This window comes from Pseudomonas sp. NFX224 (assembly GCF_048565165.1).
In the GTDB taxonomy this organism is placed as follows: domain Bacteria; phylum Pseudomonadota; class Gammaproteobacteria; order Pseudomonadales; family Pseudomonadaceae; genus Aquipseudomonas.
Window position 1 is genome coordinate 224,113 of sequence record NZ_CP183416.1, and the last position, 17,631, is coordinate 241,743.

General features: G+C 58.5%; 17 protein-coding genes and 2 pseudogenes. 12 read left to right on the forward strand and 7 right to left on the reverse strand.

The window, feature by feature from the left end:
* Window positions 1-52 precede the first annotated feature (52 nt).
* A complete protein-coding gene (locus ACNYC6_RS00970; RefSeq protein WP_419710662.1) occupies window positions 53-1,204 on the reverse strand; it encodes a PQQ-dependent sugar dehydrogenase in 1,152 nt (383 codons plus the stop codon).
* Window positions 1,205-1,264: 60 nt separating this feature from the next.
* The gene (locus ACNYC6_RS00975) at window positions 1,265-1,606 is read right to left on the reverse strand and encodes a hypothetical protein (RefSeq protein ID WP_419710663.1); all 342 of its coding nucleotides are present in this window, start codon (window positions 1,604-1,606) and stop codon (window positions 1,265-1,267) included.
* Between the two features lie 192 nt (window positions 1,607-1,798).
* Here ACNYC6_RS00975 and ACNYC6_RS00980 point away from each other — a divergent pair, with 192 nt between their 5' ends.
* Window positions 1,799-2,659 carry a Ku protein gene (locus tag ACNYC6_RS00980; RefSeq protein ID WP_419713050.1) on the forward strand — a complete coding sequence of 287 codons (861 nt, stop codon included), beginning with the start codon at window positions 1,799-1,801 and terminating at the stop codon, window positions 2,657-2,659.
* A gap of 110 nt (window positions 2,660-2,769) precedes the next feature.
* Here the strand turns inward: ACNYC6_RS00980 and lpxO are convergent, their stop codons facing one another.
* The gene (gene lpxO / locus ACNYC6_RS00985) at window positions 2,770-3,669 is read right to left on the reverse strand and encodes a lipid A hydroxylase LpxO (protein ID WP_419710664.1); all 900 of its coding nucleotides are present in this window, start codon (window positions 3,667-3,669) and stop codon (window positions 2,770-2,772) included.
* 390 nt (window positions 3,670-4,059) lie between these two features.
* On the opposite strand from lpxO, the gene ACNYC6_RS00990 reads away from it, so the two are divergent.
* Window positions 4,060-5,646, forward strand: a complete 1,587-nt coding sequence (locus tag ACNYC6_RS00990) for an ABC-F family ATPase (protein ID WP_419710665.1) — start codon at window positions 4,060-4,062, stop codon at window positions 5,644-5,646.
* A gap of 139 nt (window positions 5,647-5,785) precedes the next feature.
* Complete coding sequence (locus tag ACNYC6_RS00995) at window positions 5,786-6,973, forward strand: MFS transporter (protein ID WP_419710666.1); 1,188 nt, start codon at window positions 5,786-5,788, stop codon at window positions 6,971-6,973.
* Window positions 6,974-7,094: 121 nt separating this feature from the next.
* On the opposite strand, the gene ACNYC6_RS01000 is transcribed toward ACNYC6_RS00995, so the two are convergent.
* Window positions 7,095-8,132: an alpha/beta hydrolase family protein gene (locus ACNYC6_RS01000; RefSeq protein ID WP_419710667.1), complete on the reverse strand. Its 1,038-nt coding sequence runs from the start codon at window positions 8,130-8,132 to the stop codon at window positions 7,095-7,097.
* A 168-nt stretch (window positions 8,133-8,300) separates the two neighbouring features.
* Window positions 8,301-8,912, reverse strand: coding sequence for an FMN-dependent NADH-azoreductase (locus ACNYC6_RS01005; protein ID WP_419710668.1), 612 nt, complete (start codon window positions 8,910-8,912; stop codon window positions 8,301-8,303).
* A 130-nt stretch (window positions 8,913-9,042) separates the two neighbouring features.
* Here ACNYC6_RS01005 and ACNYC6_RS01010 point away from each other — a divergent pair, with 130 nt between their 5' ends.
* Complete coding sequence (locus ACNYC6_RS01010; RefSeq protein ID WP_419710669.1) at window positions 9,043-9,951, forward strand: LysR substrate-binding domain-containing protein; 909 nt, start codon at window positions 9,043-9,045, stop codon at window positions 9,949-9,951.
* A complete protein-coding gene (locus tag ACNYC6_RS01015; RefSeq protein WP_419710670.1) occupies window positions 9,948-10,307 on the forward strand; it encodes an MmcQ/YjbR family DNA-binding protein in 360 nt (119 codons plus the stop codon). The genes ACNYC6_RS01010 and ACNYC6_RS01015 overlap by 4 nt, the downstream gene beginning before the upstream one ends.
* An 11-nt stretch (window positions 10,308-10,318) precedes the next feature.
* On the opposite strand, the gene ACNYC6_RS01020 is transcribed toward ACNYC6_RS01015, so the two are convergent.
* Entirely contained in the window at window positions 10,319-10,747 is a 429-nt protein-coding gene (locus ACNYC6_RS01020; RefSeq protein ID WP_419710671.1) for a DUF1294 domain-containing protein, read from the reverse strand.
* Window positions 10,744-11,574: an undecaprenyl-diphosphate phosphatase gene (locus tag ACNYC6_RS01025; protein ID WP_419710672.1), complete on the reverse strand. Its 831-nt coding sequence runs from the start codon at window positions 11,572-11,574 to the stop codon at window positions 10,744-10,746. Before ACNYC6_RS01025 ends, ACNYC6_RS01020 begins: the two co-directional genes overlap by 4 nt.
* A 365-nt stretch (window positions 11,575-11,939) precedes the next feature.
* On the opposite strand from ACNYC6_RS01025, the pseudogene ACNYC6_RS01030 reads away from it, so the two are divergent.
* The 7 genes and pseudogenes from ACNYC6_RS01030 to ACNYC6_RS01060 form a co-directional block, all read left to right on the forward strand.
* Window positions 11,940-12,578 (forward strand): annotated as a pseudogene (locus tag ACNYC6_RS01030) (cache domain-containing protein); the annotation flags it as partial.
* Between the two features lie 318 nt (window positions 12,579-12,896).
* Window positions 12,897-13,484, forward strand: a pseudogene (locus ACNYC6_RS01035) (methyl-accepting chemotaxis protein); the annotation flags it as partial.
* Between the two features lie 152 nt (window positions 13,485-13,636).
* The gene (gene pnuC / locus ACNYC6_RS01040; protein WP_419710673.1) at window positions 13,637-14,200 is read left to right on the forward strand and encodes a nicotinamide riboside transporter PnuC; all 564 of its coding nucleotides are present in this window, start codon (window positions 13,637-13,639) and stop codon (window positions 14,198-14,200) included.
* Complete coding sequence (locus ACNYC6_RS01045) at window positions 14,197-14,721, forward strand: AAA family ATPase (protein ID WP_419713051.1); 525 nt, start codon at window positions 14,197-14,199, stop codon at window positions 14,719-14,721. The genes pnuC and ACNYC6_RS01045 overlap by 4 nt, the downstream gene beginning before the upstream one ends.
* Before the next feature lie 328 nt (window positions 14,722-15,049).
* Window positions 15,050-15,490 carry a hypothetical protein gene (locus ACNYC6_RS01050; RefSeq protein ID WP_419713052.1) on the forward strand — a complete coding sequence of 147 codons (441 nt, stop codon included), beginning with the start codon at window positions 15,050-15,052 and terminating at the stop codon, window positions 15,488-15,490.
* 1 nt (window position 15,491) lies between these two features.
* Entirely contained in the window at window positions 15,492-16,064 is a 573-nt protein-coding gene (locus ACNYC6_RS01055; protein ID WP_419710674.1) for an adhesin, read from the forward strand.
* A gap of 51 nt (window positions 16,065-16,115) precedes the next feature.
* On the forward strand, window positions 16,116-17,600 hold the full coding sequence (locus tag ACNYC6_RS01060; RefSeq protein ID WP_419710675.1) for a heme utilization protein: 1,485 nt from the start codon (window positions 16,116-16,118) through the stop codon (window positions 17,598-17,600).
* The last annotated feature ends 31 nt before the right edge of the window (window positions 17,601-17,631 follow it).

Consider the following 17,631-nt stretch of genomic DNA (forward strand, 5'->3'; position numbering starts at 1 on the left):
AGCCCTGTAGCAGCTCACAAACTTGCTGCCACAGGGGATTGCGGTGAATCGATTACTTGAGGCCTACCTTGTACAACCCGCCATCCTCTTCATCGGTCAACACATACAAATACCCGTCCGGCCCCTGCCGCACATCGCGGATACGCTTGTTGAGTTCGCCCAGCAAGCGCTCTTCGTGAACCACCTTGTCGCCGTCGAACTGCAGGCGGATCAACTCCTGAGTCACCAGCGCGCCGATAAATACGTTGTGCTGCCAGGCCTTGAAGCGATCACCGTCGTAGAACGCCATGCCACTGAGACCGGGTGATTTTTCCCAGAAATGACGCGGGTTGACGGAGCCTTCGGCGGTTTTCCCCTTGGCTTCCGGAATCGCCTGACCGGAGTAGTTGATGCCATGAGTGGCCAGCGGCCAACCGTAGTTTTTGCCGCGCTCGATCACGTTGATCTCGTCACCGCCCCGGGGGCCGTGCTCGTTCTCCCAGAGGGTGCCATTCCACGGGTTGAGCGCCGCGCCTTGCGGGTTGCGAACGCCATAGGCCCAGATCTCCGGACGCACACCGAACTGGCCGACAAAGGGGTTGTCGTCGGGCACCTTACCGTCCGGGTAGATCCGCACGATCTTGCCTTGCAACTTGTCGAGATCCTGAGCGGTCGGCCGGTCGTTGTTTTCACCCAGGGTAATGAACAGATAGCCGTCGCGGTCGAACACCAGTCGTGAACCGAAATGGTTGCCGACCGAGAGCTTGGGCTCCTGGCGGAAAATCACCGTGAAATCCTTGAGGGTCGTCAAGTCTTCCGACAGCTGTCCCCGGCCGACTGCAGTGCCTGCCTTGTCGCCCTGCCCGCCACCCTCGGCGTACGACAGATAGATCGTGCGGTCCTGCTTGAAGTCCGGTGATAACGCCACATCCAGCAAGCCGCCCTGCCCCTTGGCCCACACCTTGGGCACACCGTTGATGGGCGCGGAAAGTTTACCGTCAGCCGTCACCACCCGCAGGTTGCCGGGCCGTTCAGTGACCAGCATGCCTTTGCGGTCAGGCAGAAACGCCAGCGCCCAGGGATGCTCAAGGCCCTTGGCGATCGACGTGACCTCAAGGGTGCCCTGTTCACTTTTCATGTCCTGGGTGGCCGCCGCCAATACAGGCAGCGTGGCGGTCAATAGTGCGCTGGCGCAGAGAGTGGCCAGAAGGGTTTTACGCAACATGCACGATTCCTTTTGCCATGAGGATGGACGTCTGCCCTGCCGTTCAACGAATGCGGGGCCTTAGTTTCGAGGAGGCGGATTGGGGATGAATGTCGGTGAGCCGGTGGGCGCCGATCGCTGCTGGGGATAGCGATTGCCGATGCCGCCGTTGTCGAGGGTCGGTGGACGCGGCACCGGCACGGTGTTCGGGCCACGTATGGCCGGAGCACTGGGTTGTGAGCCCTGCATGCTGTTGGGGTTAGCCCGGCGAATCGGGCTGTTGTACGGGTTGTTGTTGCCGCTGTTCGGCAGGTTCTGGGTGATCTGCAATGGCACACGCGGCGAACGATCCTGCGCTTGAGCCAATAGGCCGAAAATACCGGTCATGATGAGCAGGATGAGAGCGGAAATGTATCGTGTCATGGAACGCCTCACTACATGCGCGTGAACATGGTCTTCGATAGCACGCTACGCCCAGGGTTCGGTTTTGTTAACCAAAACCTCGTCCGCAAGATGTAACACGAAGTTGATCTCCCGCCACGACCGGGCTGCAACCCGCGGAAACTTTTGCCCGAGGCCCAGAGTCACCTGATCATCACTCGCGAGAACACGGCCATGGCACGGGCAATCTGGAAAGGCGCGATCAGTTTCGGGCTGGTGCATATTCCTGTGGCGCTGGTCTCGGCGACCTCTTCGCAAGGGGTGGACTTCGACTGGCTCGACAGCCGCAGCATGGAACCGGTGGGCTACAGGCGCGTTAACAAGGTCACCGGCAAGGAAGTCACCAAGGAGCACATCGTCAAAGGTGTCGCCTACGAAAAGGGTCGGTACGTGGTGCTCAGCGAAGAGGAAATCCGCTCGGCACATCCCCTGTCGACTCAGACCATCGATATTTTCGCCTTTGTCGACGCCAAGCAGATTCCGCTGCAAAACATCGACACACCCTACTACCTGGCGCCGGATAAACGCGGCGGCAAGGTCTACGCGTTATTGCGCGAAACCCTGATCAAAACCGAAAAAGTCGCTCTCGCCCGTGTGGTGTTGCATACCCGCCAGTACCTCGCGGCATTAATGCCGCTGGAATCGGCGCTGGTACTGGTGAAATTGCGCTGGCCGGCGGAAGTGCGCAGCCTGGATGAACTCGCCCTTGGGCCGGACGTCACCGAGGCCAAACTGGCCAAGGGTGAACTGGACATGGCCAAACGGCTGGTACAAGACATGAGCGCCGAATGGACGCCGGAAGATTACCGGGATGAATTCGAAGACAAGATCATGGCCCTGGTCGATAAAAAGGCCCATGAAGGCAAGATCGAGGATGTAGAGACGGACACCGGCGAAGAGGCCCGTAAGACAGCGGATGTGATTGATTTGACTGAGTTGCTCAAACGCAGTCTTGGGGGCCGGAGCGCGGTTAAGGCACCGGCGACAACCAAGTCAGCGAGCAAACCGGCAGCGAAGAAAAAAGCTGCCAAGTGATGTATTGGGTTTCCTGGCCCCATCGCGAGCAGGCTCGCTCCCACAAGGTTCACACCGAACCACTGTAGGAGAGAGCTTGCTCGATAGCATCCTCAGCCGTAAAACATTTTTTAGATCAGAATGAACACCGCCAGCAAACCACCAAAAATCGCCCACTTCTCGAGGTAGTAGAGCTTGCGATTACGCTTCTTCAGCGCTTTGCCACGCAAACGAATCTTGTAGATCTTGCCAAACAGACGATTGATGCCACCGGTCTTGTCGCCCGCCTCGTTCGGTGCGCCGGCAGCCGACATCACGTTGCGGCTGAACCAGCCGTTGAACGCTGCCGCCCAGCGATATTTCATCGGCCGCTCGACATCGCAAAACAGAATGATGCGGTTCTGTTGCGTGGTGTTTTCCGCGTAATGAATGAATGTCTCGTCGAACATCACCGCTTCACCGTCGCGCCAATGGTAGTTCTCGCCATCGACATTGATGTAGCAACCGGCGTCGTTGGGCGTTTCCAGGCCCAGGTGATAGCGGTACGAGCCTGCATACGGATCACGGTGACGCACCAGTTTTGAACCCGGCGGCAACTCGGCGAACATGGCAGCCTTGATCGAGCCGATGCTCTGCACCAGCTCGGTGGTACGCGGGCAAAGCTTCATCGCCGATGGATGGCTGTCGCCGTACCACTTGAGGTAGAAACGCTTCCAGCCGGTTTTGAAGAACGAGTTGAACCCGACGTCGTCATACTGGTTCGAGCGCTTGATCTCGCCGGCTCGCAGCAGGTTCTGGCCTTCGGCGCGAATTTCTTCCCAGTTGGCCTGCAACGGCGCAAGGTCGGGAAAATCCGCCGGGTTGAGGTAAGGCTTGTTGGGGATTTTGGAGAACAGATAAAGGAAGCAATTGATCGGCGCAAGAAACGTCGAGTGATCGCTCAGTTGGCGGCCCAGCTTGTGGCGCACCCGACCGCGCAAGTGAACGTACGCGACGGATACAACGTAGATAGCGGCAATGATGAGTTTCACGGAAATCGTCACACGTCAGAAGTGAACAAACTGCGTCCCCTGCCAGCCAGGGGCCTGCGGGTCTTGTGCAGCGTCTGAAAACGAAACAGCGGCCACGGTGCCTGTCCGTAGTCATGCCGGACATCGGCAGCCGGTGAAAGATGGCATTTTAGCCACAGTTTGTAACCAATAGTTAACCTGTTCCGGTGAAAATCTATAGGTCGATGCTGCCAAAGTGTCTCTGTGGCCTGATTGCCCTATCGTTTAAAGAGCCAGACCAGTACAATCGCCGCCAAACTTTACGTGCCACTTCGTTGATGACGGGAAAACCCGCCTTCAGCGCACTTTGATTCGGGTCAAGCGCGGTACTGCCGCACCCTGGCTACTCTGAATGCTTCGCAGGAAAAACCTTTGATCTCTACAGCTAACATCACGATGCAGTTCGGCGCCAAGCCGCTCTTCGAAAACGTCTCGGTCAAATTCAACGGTGGCAACCGTTATGGCTTGATCGGCGCCAACGGTTGCGGCAAGTCGACCTTCATGAAGATTCTCGGTGATGACCTCGAGCCGTCCGGCGGCCAGGTCATGCTGGAGCCGAACGTGCGTCTGGGTAAATTGCGCCAGGATCAGTTCGCCTACGAAGAGTTCGCCGTAATTGACACCGTGATCATGGGTCACGAAGAGCTGTGGAAGGTCAAGGCCGAGCGCGACCGCATTTATTCGCTGCCGGAAATGAGCGAAGAAGACGGCATGGCCGTGGCCGAGCTGGAAACCGAATTCGCCGAAATGGACGGCTACACCGCCGAATCCCGCGCCGGCGAACTGCTGCTGGGCCTGGGCATTCCCCTGGAACAGCATTTCGGCCCGATGTCCGAAGTCGCACCAGGCTGGAAACTGCGCGTGCTGCTGGCCCAGGCCCTGTTCTCCGATCCGGAAGTGCTGTTGCTCGACGAACCGACCAACCACCTGGACATCAATACCATTCGCTGGCTGGAAACGATCCTCAAGGCGCGTAACAGCACCATGATCATCATTTCCCACGACCGTCACTTCCTCAACAGCGTGTGCACCCACATGGCTGACCTGGACTACGGCGAGCTGCGCCTGTTCCCGGGCAACTACGACGAGTACATGACCGCGGCGACCCAGTCCCGTGAGCAGCTGCTGTCGGACAACGCCAAGAAGAAAGCCCAGATCTCCGAACTGCAAACGTTCGTCAGCCGCTTCTCGGCCAACGCCTCGAAAGCCAAGCAGGCCACTTCCCGCGCCAAGCAGATCGACAAGATCCAGTTGGCCGAGGTCAAGCCATCGAGCCGCGTGAGTCCGTTCATCCGTTTCGAACAGACCAAGAAACTGCACCGCCAGGCCGTGACCATCGAGCAGATGTCCAAGGGCTTCGACGGCAAGACCCTGTTCAAGAACTTCAGCTTTACCGTCGAAGCCGGCGAGCGCGTCGCGATCATCGGCCCGAACGGTATCGGCAAAACCACCCTGCTGCGTACCTTGATGGGGGAACTGACCCCGGACGCCGGCTCCGTGAAATGGACCGAAAGCGCGGAACTGGGCTACTACGCCCAGGACCACGCCCACGACTTCGAAGACGACGTCACCCTGTTCGACTGGATGGGCCAGTGGACTCAGGGCGAACAGATCATTCGCGGCACGTTGGGCCGCATGCTGTTCTCCAACGACGAGATCCTCAAGTCGGTCAAGGTCATTTCCGGTGGTGAGCAAGGTCGCATGCTATTCGGCAAGCTGATCCTGCAAAAGCCGAACGTGCTGGTGATGGACGAACCGACCAACCACCTGGATATGGAATCCATCGAATCGCTGAACCTGGCGCTGGAAAACTACCCGGGCACGCTGATCTTCGTCAGCCACGACCGTGAGTTCGTATCGTCCCTGGCCACCCGCATCATCGAGTTGAGCCCCAATGGCGTGACCGACTTCAGCGGCACCTATGACGACTACCTGCGTAGCCAAGGCGTGGTGTTCTAAACGTCGGTTTGAAATGAAAAGCCCTGTCCTTGTGATGGGGCTTTTTGTTTCAGGATCAAAAGATCGTTAGCCTGCTTTCTTTTATCGCAACGTCGCGCCATCATGCAGCTCTCCCACCGCCGCCCGCGAACGAGCCCACATGTCTGCGCAGCAACAGCCACCGCAAAGCTCCACGGCGATCACCCTGCAGATCGTCTCTATCGTTTTCTATACCTTTATTGCCTTCCTCTGCATCGGCCTGCCGATTGCGGTGCTGCCGGGGTATGTGCATGAACAGCTGGGGTTCAGCGCTGTTATCGCGGGATTGACCATCGGCTCACAGTACCTCGCCACCCTGCTCAGTCGACCCATGGCCGGGCGCATGTCCGACAGCATCGGCACCAAGCGCGCCATCGTCTATGGCTTGTCGGGAATCGTATTGAGTGGCGGGCTGACCTTATTGTCGACGTTGCTGCAAAGCTTTCCTTTATTAAGCCTGTTGATCCTGATCGCCGGCCGATTGTTGTTGGGGATCGCCCAAGGCTTGATCGGGGTCGGCACCATCAGTTGGTGCATGGGCCAGGTCGGTGCGGAACACACGGCGCGCTCGATTTCGTGGAATGGGATTGCGTCCTACGGTGCGATCGCCATTGGTGCGCCGCTGGGCGTCGTAATGGTCGCAGAGCTGGGCTTCGCCAGTTTGGGAATCGCCCTGTCGGTGCTGGCCCTTGCGGCGTTGCTGCTGATTCGTAACAAACCTTCGGTGCCGGTGGTGCGCGGCGAGCGCCTGCCGTTCTGGGCCGTGTTCGGGCGCATCGCGCCGTTTGGGGCGAGCCTGAGCCTGGCCTCCATCGGTTATGGCACCCTGACGACGTTCATCACGTTGTACTACGTCAACCGCGGCTGGACCGGCGCGGCTTACTGCCTGACGGTGTTCGGCGTGTGCTTCATCCTGGCGCGGTTGCTGTTCATTTCCAGCATCAGCCGTTTTGGCGGATTCACTTCGGCCATCGCCTGCATGACCATCGAAACTATTGGCCTGGTGTTGCTCTGGCTAGCGCCGTCGACCGGTTACGCCTTGATCGGTGCCGGCCTCACCGGGTTTGGCTTGTCGCTGGTGTACCCGGCGCTGGGTGTCGAGGCGATCAAGCAAGTGCCCAACGCCAGCCGAGGCGCGGGACTGAGTGCTTATGCCGTGTTTTTCGATCTGGCGCTGGCGATCGCTGGCCCGTTGATGGGGGCTATTGCGCTGAACCTTGGGTATTCGTGGATTTTCTTTTGCGCGGCACTGTTGTCGGTCAGTGCATTGGCGTTGACCTTGCTGCTCAAGCATCGTTCGATGGCCTAGAGCCTTGCATCAACCTTGTGGGAGCCAGCCTGCTGGCGATGGCGGAGTAACAGTCGACATTGGTGTTGGACCTGATGGCCTCTTCGCGAGCAGGCTCGCCCCCACAGGGTTTGGAAGCGGGTTATTGATCCGCCGTCTGCATCCCCGCCCGCGACGCCTTGCCCAAAGTACGCGAGAAGAAGCGCCCCGCTTCGGTAATCAGATTGCGGTGAATGTCTTCCCGGTCGACACCATCGGCATCGGTGCACAGCGCCGGCATGATGACGATCTGCTCGTCGTTGCACGGCGCCATGAACACGAAGTGCCCTGCCCCGGCCAACAACTTGAAGTCCGGCGCGACAGGCAGTTTGCGCGCCAATGCAGCGGCGTTCATGTCGAACGGCACCAGTTTGTCGCCATCGCCGCTGTACAGCAGCACCGGTACATGCACGTCCGCAAGCGTGTGACGGCCGAATTTCAGGCTCAGCGGCGCCATCAGTAACAGCGCATGAACGCGCGGATCGGCCACCGGCTGCAAATCATCACGATCGACGATCAATTCACCCTGGGTGTTACAGGCATCGCGGTCATCCGGGCGTTCCTGGCAGTAACGACGCAGACGATCCAGGTCCGGCGTCGCACCGGACAGTATCAACGCCGTCTCCCCACCCGCCGAATAACCGATCACACCGACCTGGTCAGCATTGACGAACGGCGCGAGCATGCGGTCGCCCAAAGTCGCGGTGATGGCTTCGGAAATCTGGATCGGCCGTCCGTAGAGATTGCTCAAGGTGCCGAGGCGACTGTGGTCTTTAGAGTTGTCGCCCGGATGGATCACCGCCACCACGACAAAGCCCTTGCGAGCCAGCGACGTGGCCAGGTCATGCAGGGCCAATGGTGTTCCGGTGTTGCCGTGGGACAGCATCAGCATGGGGAAACGGCCCATGGCGACCTTGGTGTCTTCACCGGCCTCGACCGTGTAGCCCTCAAGCCTGCTGGAGTGCTCTTTTTCGCTGGAGGGATAGAACGCGATGGCGCGCATCGGTTGCAGATCGAGCGGGTCGAGAAAACTCATCTCGTGGTAACCGACGCTCAAGTGAGGATGCGGCGCGGGGGCGGCGTGCACTGAATTCAGGCTGCCAAGCAGGCATATCAGTAAAGTTGCACAAAGACGCATCATCGGATGCCCCACCTGTTACCAGACCATAGACGTTAACCCTTGATTGCATATCCTGGGCCAAAATCTGTAACAGCCAGAAACAAAAAACTCCGTATCTGGCACTTGCGTGATCAGAATACAGAGTTTTGGGGGGCATTACCTGAACGGCTTGATGCTTTTACGCAAGCCTTACGCGGCGGCGAACAGTTGCTCGCTGATTTGCGTGTGAGCATCGCTCATCGCCTTGGTGCGCACTTCGTCACCGTACGCCAGGCCGTGTGCACGAACGAACTCGATGTCGGTGATGCCGATGAAGCCGAACAGCACTTTCAAGTAGTCTTCGTGGGCAACACCGGTCGCTTGGCCAGCGTGCAAGCCGCCGGAAGTCGAAACGATCACCACTTTTTTGCCGCCGCACAGGCCTTCAGGGCCGGCTTCGGTGTAACGGAAGGTCTGACCGGCAACGGCAATGCGATCGATCCAGGCCTTCAGCTGTGTCGGGATGGTGAAGTTGTACATCGGCGCTGCAATCACGACGGCGTCGGCGGCGAGGAATTCGGCCAGGGTCTGGGCGCTCAGCTCGGCTTCGTACTGTTGTGCGGCGTCGCGCAGCTCAGCGGTGGTGCCGGCAGCAACCAGAGTAGTCGCAGAGAAGTGGCTGATGGCATCGGCGGCCAGGTCACGGTAGGTCACCACGGCAGATGGCTCGGCGGCTTGCCAGGCTTTGACCACTTCGCCACTCAGTAGCCGGGAAGCCGAGTTGTCACCAAGAATGCTCGAATCGATATGCAGCAGTTTCATATGGGATCTCCAGGTGAGGATCGCCGCCAGGGCGATCTGATGGAGACAATCCTACAGACGAAACGAATAACTGATTAGCGTGCAACAATGCGATAGTTTGTCTCACTGGTAGAACGATTGAGTCACACCAATGCAAGATCTTAATGACCTTTATTACTTCGCCAAAGTTGTCGAGGCCGGTGGATTCGCGGCGGCCGGACGTTTGCTGGGGATTCCCAAGTCGCGGCTGTCACGGCGTATTGCGGAACTGGAAGAGCGTCTCGGCGCGCGGTTGTTGCAGCGCACCACCCGGCAACTCAAGCTGACCGCCGTGGGTGAACGCTACCTGCGTCATTGTCAGGCGATGTTGCTGGAAGCCGAAATGGCCGACGAGGCCGTGGCCAGCATGTCCAGCGAGCCACGTGGGCGCTTGCGGGTTTCATCTCCCGTCGGATTGGCTCACGAAATGCTGCCGGACGTGATCAGCAACTTCCTGGAGAAATACCCGCAAGTGCAGCTGGAGGTGATGCTGGTCAACCGGCGCGTCGATCTGGTGACCGAAGGTGTCGACGTGGCTTTGCGCGTACGTGAACCGGGCGACGAAGACCCGCTGCTGGTCACGCGCCGATTGCGTCAGGCACAGATGCTCCTGGTGGCCAGTCCTGCATTCCTGCAAGGCCGTGACATCAACCGTCCCGAGGACCTGAAAAACCTGCCGGTGCTCGGCGCGTTAGAACCCGATCGCATGCTGCATATTCGCCTGGTGGATGACCAGGGCAAAAGTTTCGAGCTGGCCCTTGAAGCGCGATTGGGCATCGACGATTTCATCGTGCGCAAGACCTGCGCGCTCGCCGGGCAGGGTTTTACCACGCTGCCGATGATGTACTGCGAGCAGGAACTGGCAAACGGTTCACTGGTGCAACTGCTGCCGGACTGGAAGCTGCCGGGCGGCTGGTTGCAAGCGGTCTATCCTCACCGTCGCGGCGTGATGCCGGCCGTGCGGGCCTGGCTCGACCATTTGATCGAAACATTCAATGCCTGTGGGGACCGTTTGATATGAAGGCAGTACGCATGAGCGAAGCGGATGTCGCGGCGTTTTGCCTCGCTTTGCCGGGTGCTCGGGAAGATTACAAATGGGGTGGCGTGCGGGTGTTTTCGATTGCCGGGAACAAGATGTTCGCCTTGCAAAACCTGCGGGGCGACTCCCTGGCGTTCAAGGTCGACAAGGATCTGTTTCTCGGTCATTGCGACCGCCCAGGCATTCATCCGGCGCCTTATCTGGCGCGGGCACAGTGGATCATCATGGCAACGCCCTACCCTTTGGGCGCTGAAGAACTGCAAGGTCTGTTACAGCGCTCCCATCAACTGGTGGTCATTAAACTGCCCAAGCGTACTCAGGTCGGGCTGCTGCTCTGATTCCTTCTTTATCAGAACAACGCGAACAGCTGCGCGCCGAGGAATAACTGGTCGATCCAGAACACCTGGTGCAGTAACACGATGAGCCAGAACACCAGTTGAAACGAGACTTTGCGCGTCTTGTGTCGAAACACCTGCTGAGCGAGCAACGCACCTGGCCAGCCACCGGCGAACTCCAGGGCATGCAGCACGTTTTCCGGGGTTCGCCATTGATCGGCGCGAGCCTTGCGTTTGTCGCTCCAGTACAGCAAAAACGCCAGCACGCTGACGATGCCGTAGGCTGCCAGCGGTATCAGCGACACCCCTCGCAGCCACAACGACATCGAACCGAACAACGGCAGCGCGCACAGGGTCGCAAACACTAGCATTTTCAGCCGGGGATTGCGGATCTCGCCTCCGCAATTGCGCCCGGGCTTCTTGCGCGCGCTGGAATCACTCATGGCTGGGCCGCAGTCCAGTCAACCCAGCCAAACTGCCAGGTGGCCAGAATCAGCAGGCCGAACGCGATGCGATACCAGGCGAACGCCGCATAACTGTGGCTGGCGATGAACTTGAGCAGGCCCCGAACGGCAATCATCGCGAAGATGAATGCAGTGACGAAGCCGATCGCGAACACCGGGAAGTCAGACGGCACGAACAGGTCTCGGTACTTGTAGCCCGAATACACTGCCGCACCCACCATGGTCGGCATGGCCAGGAAGAACGAGAACTCGGTAGCGGTCTTGCGCGACAAGCCGAACAACAAACCGCCGATGATCGTCGAGCCGGAGCGCGAGGTGCCCGGAATCATTGCCAGGCACTGGGCGAAACCGACTTTCAGCGCATCTTTCCAGGTGATGTCGTCAACGGTTTCGGCATGCACTTCATGTTGGCGCTTTTCAGCCCACAGCATGACGATACCGCCCACCACCAACGCGGTGGCTACCGTAATCGGATTGAACAGGTAGTGGTGAATCAGGTCGGCGAAAATCACCCCCAATACCACGGCCGGCATGAAGGCGATCAGCAGATTGGCGGTAAAGCGTCGAGCGCTCGGCTGCGTCGGCAAACCGATGACCACGTCGAAAATCTTCCGGCGAAATTCCCACACCACCGCCAGGATCGCCCCGAGCTGAATAATGATGTTGAACGCCATGGCGCGTTCGCCACCGAAGTTGAGCAAGTCGGCGACAATAATCTGGTGCCCGGTACTCGAAATGGGCAAAAATTCCGTCAGCCCTTCTACAACCCCAAGAATCAAAGCCTGAAAGGCAGTCCAAAGATCCATCAATCCCCCAAAAAGCTATGCGTCGACGCATGCCCCATTAGTATTTTACAAAGCGTTTATCGCGCTCAGCGTAGTTGAAGCTCCACGAACACAAGTTCCCGTTACCCCCTGAAAACCCGTGAAAAATCAATTTGCATTCAGGTTTTACCGCGCGGGGCCGAAATCCTATCAGACAAGTCTGGAAAGCGCTGCCGCGTTATCAGACCTGGCAGGATGCTGGCGATCATTCATTACAAAAACAAGAAACCCAGAACAAGAAATCGGAGCACCGCGCTATGAACAGCTTGCGCAATATGTCGATCAGCCGCCGTTTGTGGCTCATCCTGATCGTGGCCGTCATGATGCTGTTGGCCTTGGGCGTGATGATGCTCAAGCAGATCCATGACGACTTGTACGACGCCAAGGCGCAGAAAACCCAGCATGTGGTGCAGACCGCCAGCGGCGTTCTCAGTTATTACCAAGGCCTGGAAACCGCCGGCGCCCTGACCCGCGAAGCCGCGCAGAAACAGGCGTTGACCGCTATTCGCGGCCTGCGTTACGACCAGAACGATTACTTCTGGATCAACGATCTGACGCCGGTGATGGTCATGCACCCGGCCAACCCGAAACTCGACGGCCAGAACCTCGCGGCGATCCGTGACCCGGACGGTTTTGCGCTGTTCAACGAAATGGTTGCCGTCGCCAAGAGCAAGGGCGCCGGAATCGTCAATTACCGTTGGCCGAAGCCGGGCGCCAGCGCACCGGTCGAGAAAACCTCCTACGTCAAATTGTTCGAGCCTTGGGGTTGGGTCATTGGCTCGGGGGTGTACATCGATGACATGCAGGCCGAGTTCTACGCACAGGTCTGGGAAGCGTCGCTGATCGGCGTGGCCATCGCACTGATCATGGTTTCCCTGGTGATCGTGATTGCGCGCAGCATCGTCCGTCCATTGCAGGAAACCGTAAACGCGATGGCCAACATCGCCAGTGGTGAAAGCGACCTGACCCGCAGCCTCGACACCCACGGTCAGGACGAGGTCACACAACTGGCGCGGCACTTCAATGCCTTCACCACCAAGCTGCGGCTGGTGATCGGTGAGCTGCAGGTGTCGGCGAGCGCCCTCGGCCAGTCATCCAGTGAACTGGGCAACGACGCCACCCAGGCCCAGCAACGCAGCCAGCAACAATCGCAGCAGATGGAGTTGGTGGCCACGGCCATTAATGAAGTGACCTACGGCGTGCAGGACGTGGCGAAAAACGCCGAGCATGCCGCCAGTGAAATGCGCGATGCCGAAGCGCAGGCGCAGCAAGGCCAGATCAACATCGACGGCAGCCTGCAACAGATCGACACGCTGTCTTCGACGATCGATCAGGCGGTGGAAGTGATCCGCACGCTGGCCGCGGAAAGCAATCAGATCGGCAGTGTTCTGGAAGTGATCCGCTCCATCGCCGAGCAAACCAACCTGCTGGCCCTCAACGCCGCCATCGAGGCTGCCCGGGCCGGTGAGCAAGGTCGCGGTTTCGCGGTTGTCGCGGATGAGGTCCGCCTGCTGGCCCAGCGCACCCAGAAGTCCACGGCAGAAATCCAGTCGATGATCGAACGCTTGCAAACCCATTCCGAAGCGGCGGTCAAAGTCATCGGCGACAGCAGCCGTGCCTCGCAACTGACCATTGAACAGGCCGGTCTGGCCGGTGCCAGCCTGAGCGCCATCGGTCAGGCGCTGCGCAACCTCAACGGGCTGAACGCCTCGATCGCCAGCGCGACCTTGCAACAGGCGCATGTGGTCGAGGACATCAACCAGAATGTCACGCAAGCAGCCGGGCTCTCCCACAGCACGGCATTGGCGGCGGAACAGTCCAGCGCGGCGAGTGTGCGACTCAAGGAGCTGAGTGAGCAACTGAACGGATTGCTCAAGCAGTTCCGGGTGTGATTCCAAAAAGATCGCAGCCTGCGGCAGCTCATACAGAACAAGGCGTTCACCGGTAGGAACTGTCGCAGGCTGCGATTTTTTGATCTTCAAACCAAATACCGCTGCCTGCGGTTACAATCCGCGCCCCCATTCGATTTCCCCAAGGAACCTCCATGTCCGGGCTTGAACTGTTTGCCGCCACCCTCGGTGTCATTGCCGTCTGGTTGACGGTCAAGCAGAACCCCTGGTGCTGGCCGATCGGTCTGGTCATGGTACTGATTTACAGCTGGGTCTTTTTCGAAGTGAAGCTGTATTCGGACATGTTGCTGCAAGTGATCTATGCGGCCCTGCAGATCTACGGCTGGTGGCAATGGACCCGTGCAGGCGATGCGCGACAAGGACGCGAGGTGACCCGGCTCGACGGCCAATCTGTGATGTTCGGTCTGGCGATCGGCGCAATTGGCAGCCTGTTGCTTGGCGCTGCGATGGCGCATTGGACGGACGCCGCCCAGCCCTGGCTCGATGCAGCCCTTACCGGTTTCAGCCTGGTGGCCCAGCTGTGGATGGCGCAGAAACGCGTTCAATGCTGGCCGTTGTGGATCGTCGTGGATGTGATCTTCGTCGGGCTGTTCGTCTACAAAGGGATGTACCTGACCGCCGCTTTGTACGGCTTGTTCCTGCTGCTCGCCGTGCAGGGCTGGCGTGAATGGCGTACCGCCCCGGCGTTGCGCACATGAAGGTCCTGGTGCTCACAGGCCCTGAATCCAGCGGAAAAAGCTGGCTTTCGAACGAGATTCACGCCAATTTTGGCGGCATATTGGTCGGTGAGTACGTTCGGCACTTCATCGAACAAGAAGCCCGACTAACCTGCTACGACGATATTCCATTGATCGCACATGGCCAGCTCACGTGGGAAGATGAGGCTCGCGCCAAACAGCCCTCACTGTTGATTCTCGATACGCACCTTTTGAGCAATATCCTTTGGAGTCGCGCGTTGTTTGGCGCTTGCCCGCCATGGATCGAGCAAGCATTGCGGGTACGGCACTATGACCTGCATCTGTTGCTGAGTCCTGAAACCGTGCCCTGGCATGACGACGGACAGCGCTGCCAACCGCAATTGACAGAACGCCAGGCGTTTTTCCAGGCCAGTCGCCAATGGCTTGACTTGCACTGCCAGCCTTACGAGGTACTGCAAGGTGGCTGGAAACAGCGCAAGGACGCGGCTTTCGAAGCGGTGAAGCGCTTGCTCAACGCCTGACAGGGCTGCCCTGCCCTGTCAGGATGTCCATTTCTGATACATTCCCCTCTGCGCAGACCCGCGAGCTAGAGCGGCCCGCCCCTTCCAGCAAGAATATGTTAAACCACTGATACAACCTGCCTTAAGAGCCCTCAGCGAGCATGGCCGCCAGCCGGGACGGGGTTTTTGAGTGGATCTGTCTCAGCGGCGATACAGATTTTTTTTAACTTTCCCTCGATTTGTTTCAACCCTCTGTTTTTTATACAAAAACGAAAAACGGCACACCTTCTGCTCACTTCCTCGCAACGCTGATAAGGGCCAGCGTTTCACAACAGAAGGAATTGCCGCCGTGGGGAAACTCAATAGAAGCATCCATCGCTTCATTCTGATTGGATGCGCACTGGGATCAAGCATCTGCCTGCCTGTTCAGGCTGACAACGGCATCATTGTCATTACCCGTGATGTCCAGACACGCATGGCAACGCGAGCGCCGATAATCCCCGACCCCAACCCCACGACCGTCAACGCCAACCCGTCCCAACAAATCCTCAAACAAACGAGTGAGCTGAGCGACGGCGACTTTGCCGGCGTCACCAGTGGTACGGGTATCTCTGGCCTGATCAATCTAGGCAGCAATGGCAACCTGGGCGGCAACATCAGCAACCAGACCCAGCTTTCCAACCTCCCCGGCGGACGTTCGGGCAACTCCGGCAGCGGTATTGCCAACATGGTCAATTCAAGCGTCGAGCGAGGCCTGGGTGCGCTGAATATCATGACGGGAGAGCGTTAAGATGAATCGTACGCTGCTGATTCTCGCCATGTTTTGCAGTGCATCGACCTTTGCCCAATCTCCCGTCATCAATAACGCCGAAATCGACGCGTCGGGCATGCAGTATCAGGGCAACCTCGCCGTCAACCAGGCGGCGGGCGATCTGCAACAACAAGCCAACGCCCGGGCCTTCGCCAATGGCCACAATGCCAGTGCCAGCACCCAGATCCGCCAACGGTTGCGTACGGTGGTCGACCCCAATATGGAAGCTCGGTCCAGCATCCAGGGCGCCTCCTTCAGCCATGGCAACGGCGCACTGGGTGTTAACCAGAGTTCGGGGGCCAGTAACCAGCAAGCCAACGCACTGCGAATCAGTATCAGTGCTCAGCCGCAAAGTATCGACGACAGCGTCCTCATGCAACAGAACGTGGCGCTGCTCAACAACTCCGATCCAACTGACTCCACACCAGGCTATCGCCAGGTCACTACCAGTGACCAGGCTTTCACCGGTAGCCGTGGGGTGATTCAGTTGAATCAGAGCGCCGGGGTGGGAAACCGAATGGCCAACACCCTAAGCGTACGGGTCGTGGATTGACCCAAACAGGTAATAACAACACTTAACCTAAAATAAGTACGGAGAATCACCATGAAACCTTCGATGGCACTCAAGCCTCTGGTTTTCGCAATTGCTGCGGTCATGGCTGTTGCTGTACAAGCTGGGCAAAACGATAGGGACCGTGGCCATGGCCACAACAACAATGGCCATCAAAACGGTGGCCAACACACCCCACCTCCAACAAAGATCCCTGTCTATGCGACTGCCAATGCTATGGATAAGCAAAGCAGTACCAACAACCGCATTTACAACGAAGGGGTTGAGAACAGCGCCGAGATGAGTAGTTCTGCCACTGGCACCAGCGGCAACGTCGGCGTCAACGTGGCAGCAGGCGCAGGCAACCAGCAAGACAACGCGGCCGCCATTGCAAACGCCGGCGCCGACTCCAGCCTGGATAACAGCTTCGTGTTCGGCAGTGCGTCCGCCACCGCCAGCGTTCGGCAGTACAGCAACAACAACAAGGTGATGAACTACGGCGTAACAAACTCTGCCACGATGAGCGGATCGGGTAATAACGGCAGCGGCAACATGGGGATCAACATTGCTGGCGGCGATTTGAATCAGCAGAAAAACACCATGGCAATTGCCAACTCCAATGCACCACTGGGCAGCGCCACCGCCACCGCCAATGCCGATCAAAACGGTCCTGGCCTCGTGGTGACCAACTCCGCCGATCGGACGTATCGCCTCGATACGATCACCCTCACCACAACCAAAAGCGGCAGTTTCTCTAGTGATAAGTCCTTCGAGGCCAGCGGCAGTCAAAGCGCTTCTTCGAGCTGGAACAAAGCCGGCTCCAAGAGCTCTGAAGCCAGCGGCTCCTTTAGCGCTGATATCAGCGGTTCTAGCAGCAGCAATGCAAGCGGTTCCAACAGCAGCGCTTCGAGTGGTTCCAACAGCAGCAACTCGAGTGGCTCCAACAGCAGCAGTGCCAGCGGCTCTTCGAGCGCTTCTTTGACTGCTTCCTTGGGCGCAACGCTGGACGCTCAAGCAGCGGCTTCCAGTTCCACTACCGTCAACAATGGCTGGGGCGATCGCACCCGTAGCAGGAGTTCCGAGGCATCGCTTAGCGGATCGCTTGACGCAACACTTGACGTAGCGGTCGACAAATCGTTCGACAAATCGCACGACTCCTCGTTTGACAGATCGCGCGACTCCTCGTATGACAAGTCGCACGAATCCTCGTACGACAAATCGCGCGACTCCTCGTACGACAAATCGTTCGATAGCTCGTACGAGAAAGCGAATGCCTCGTCGTTCGAAAAATCGGGCAGCAAATCGTCCGAATCCGAGTGGGAAAAAGCGAAAAGCTACAGTGAAAGCAGCTCTTTTGATTTGAGCAACACCTACTCTTATCAAGTGCTGACTCCAACTGGCTGGGCCAACCCTGTGACCAACACTGCAACCCTGAGCGGTTCGGTGAATGGCGGCAGTGGCAACCTGGGCGTCAACGTAGCGGCTGGTGTGGGTAACCAACAAAGCAACTCGCTGGCCATCTCCAACACCTCGTTCTAATGCTGGCTCTGGAGGCCCCCTCACGGGGGCC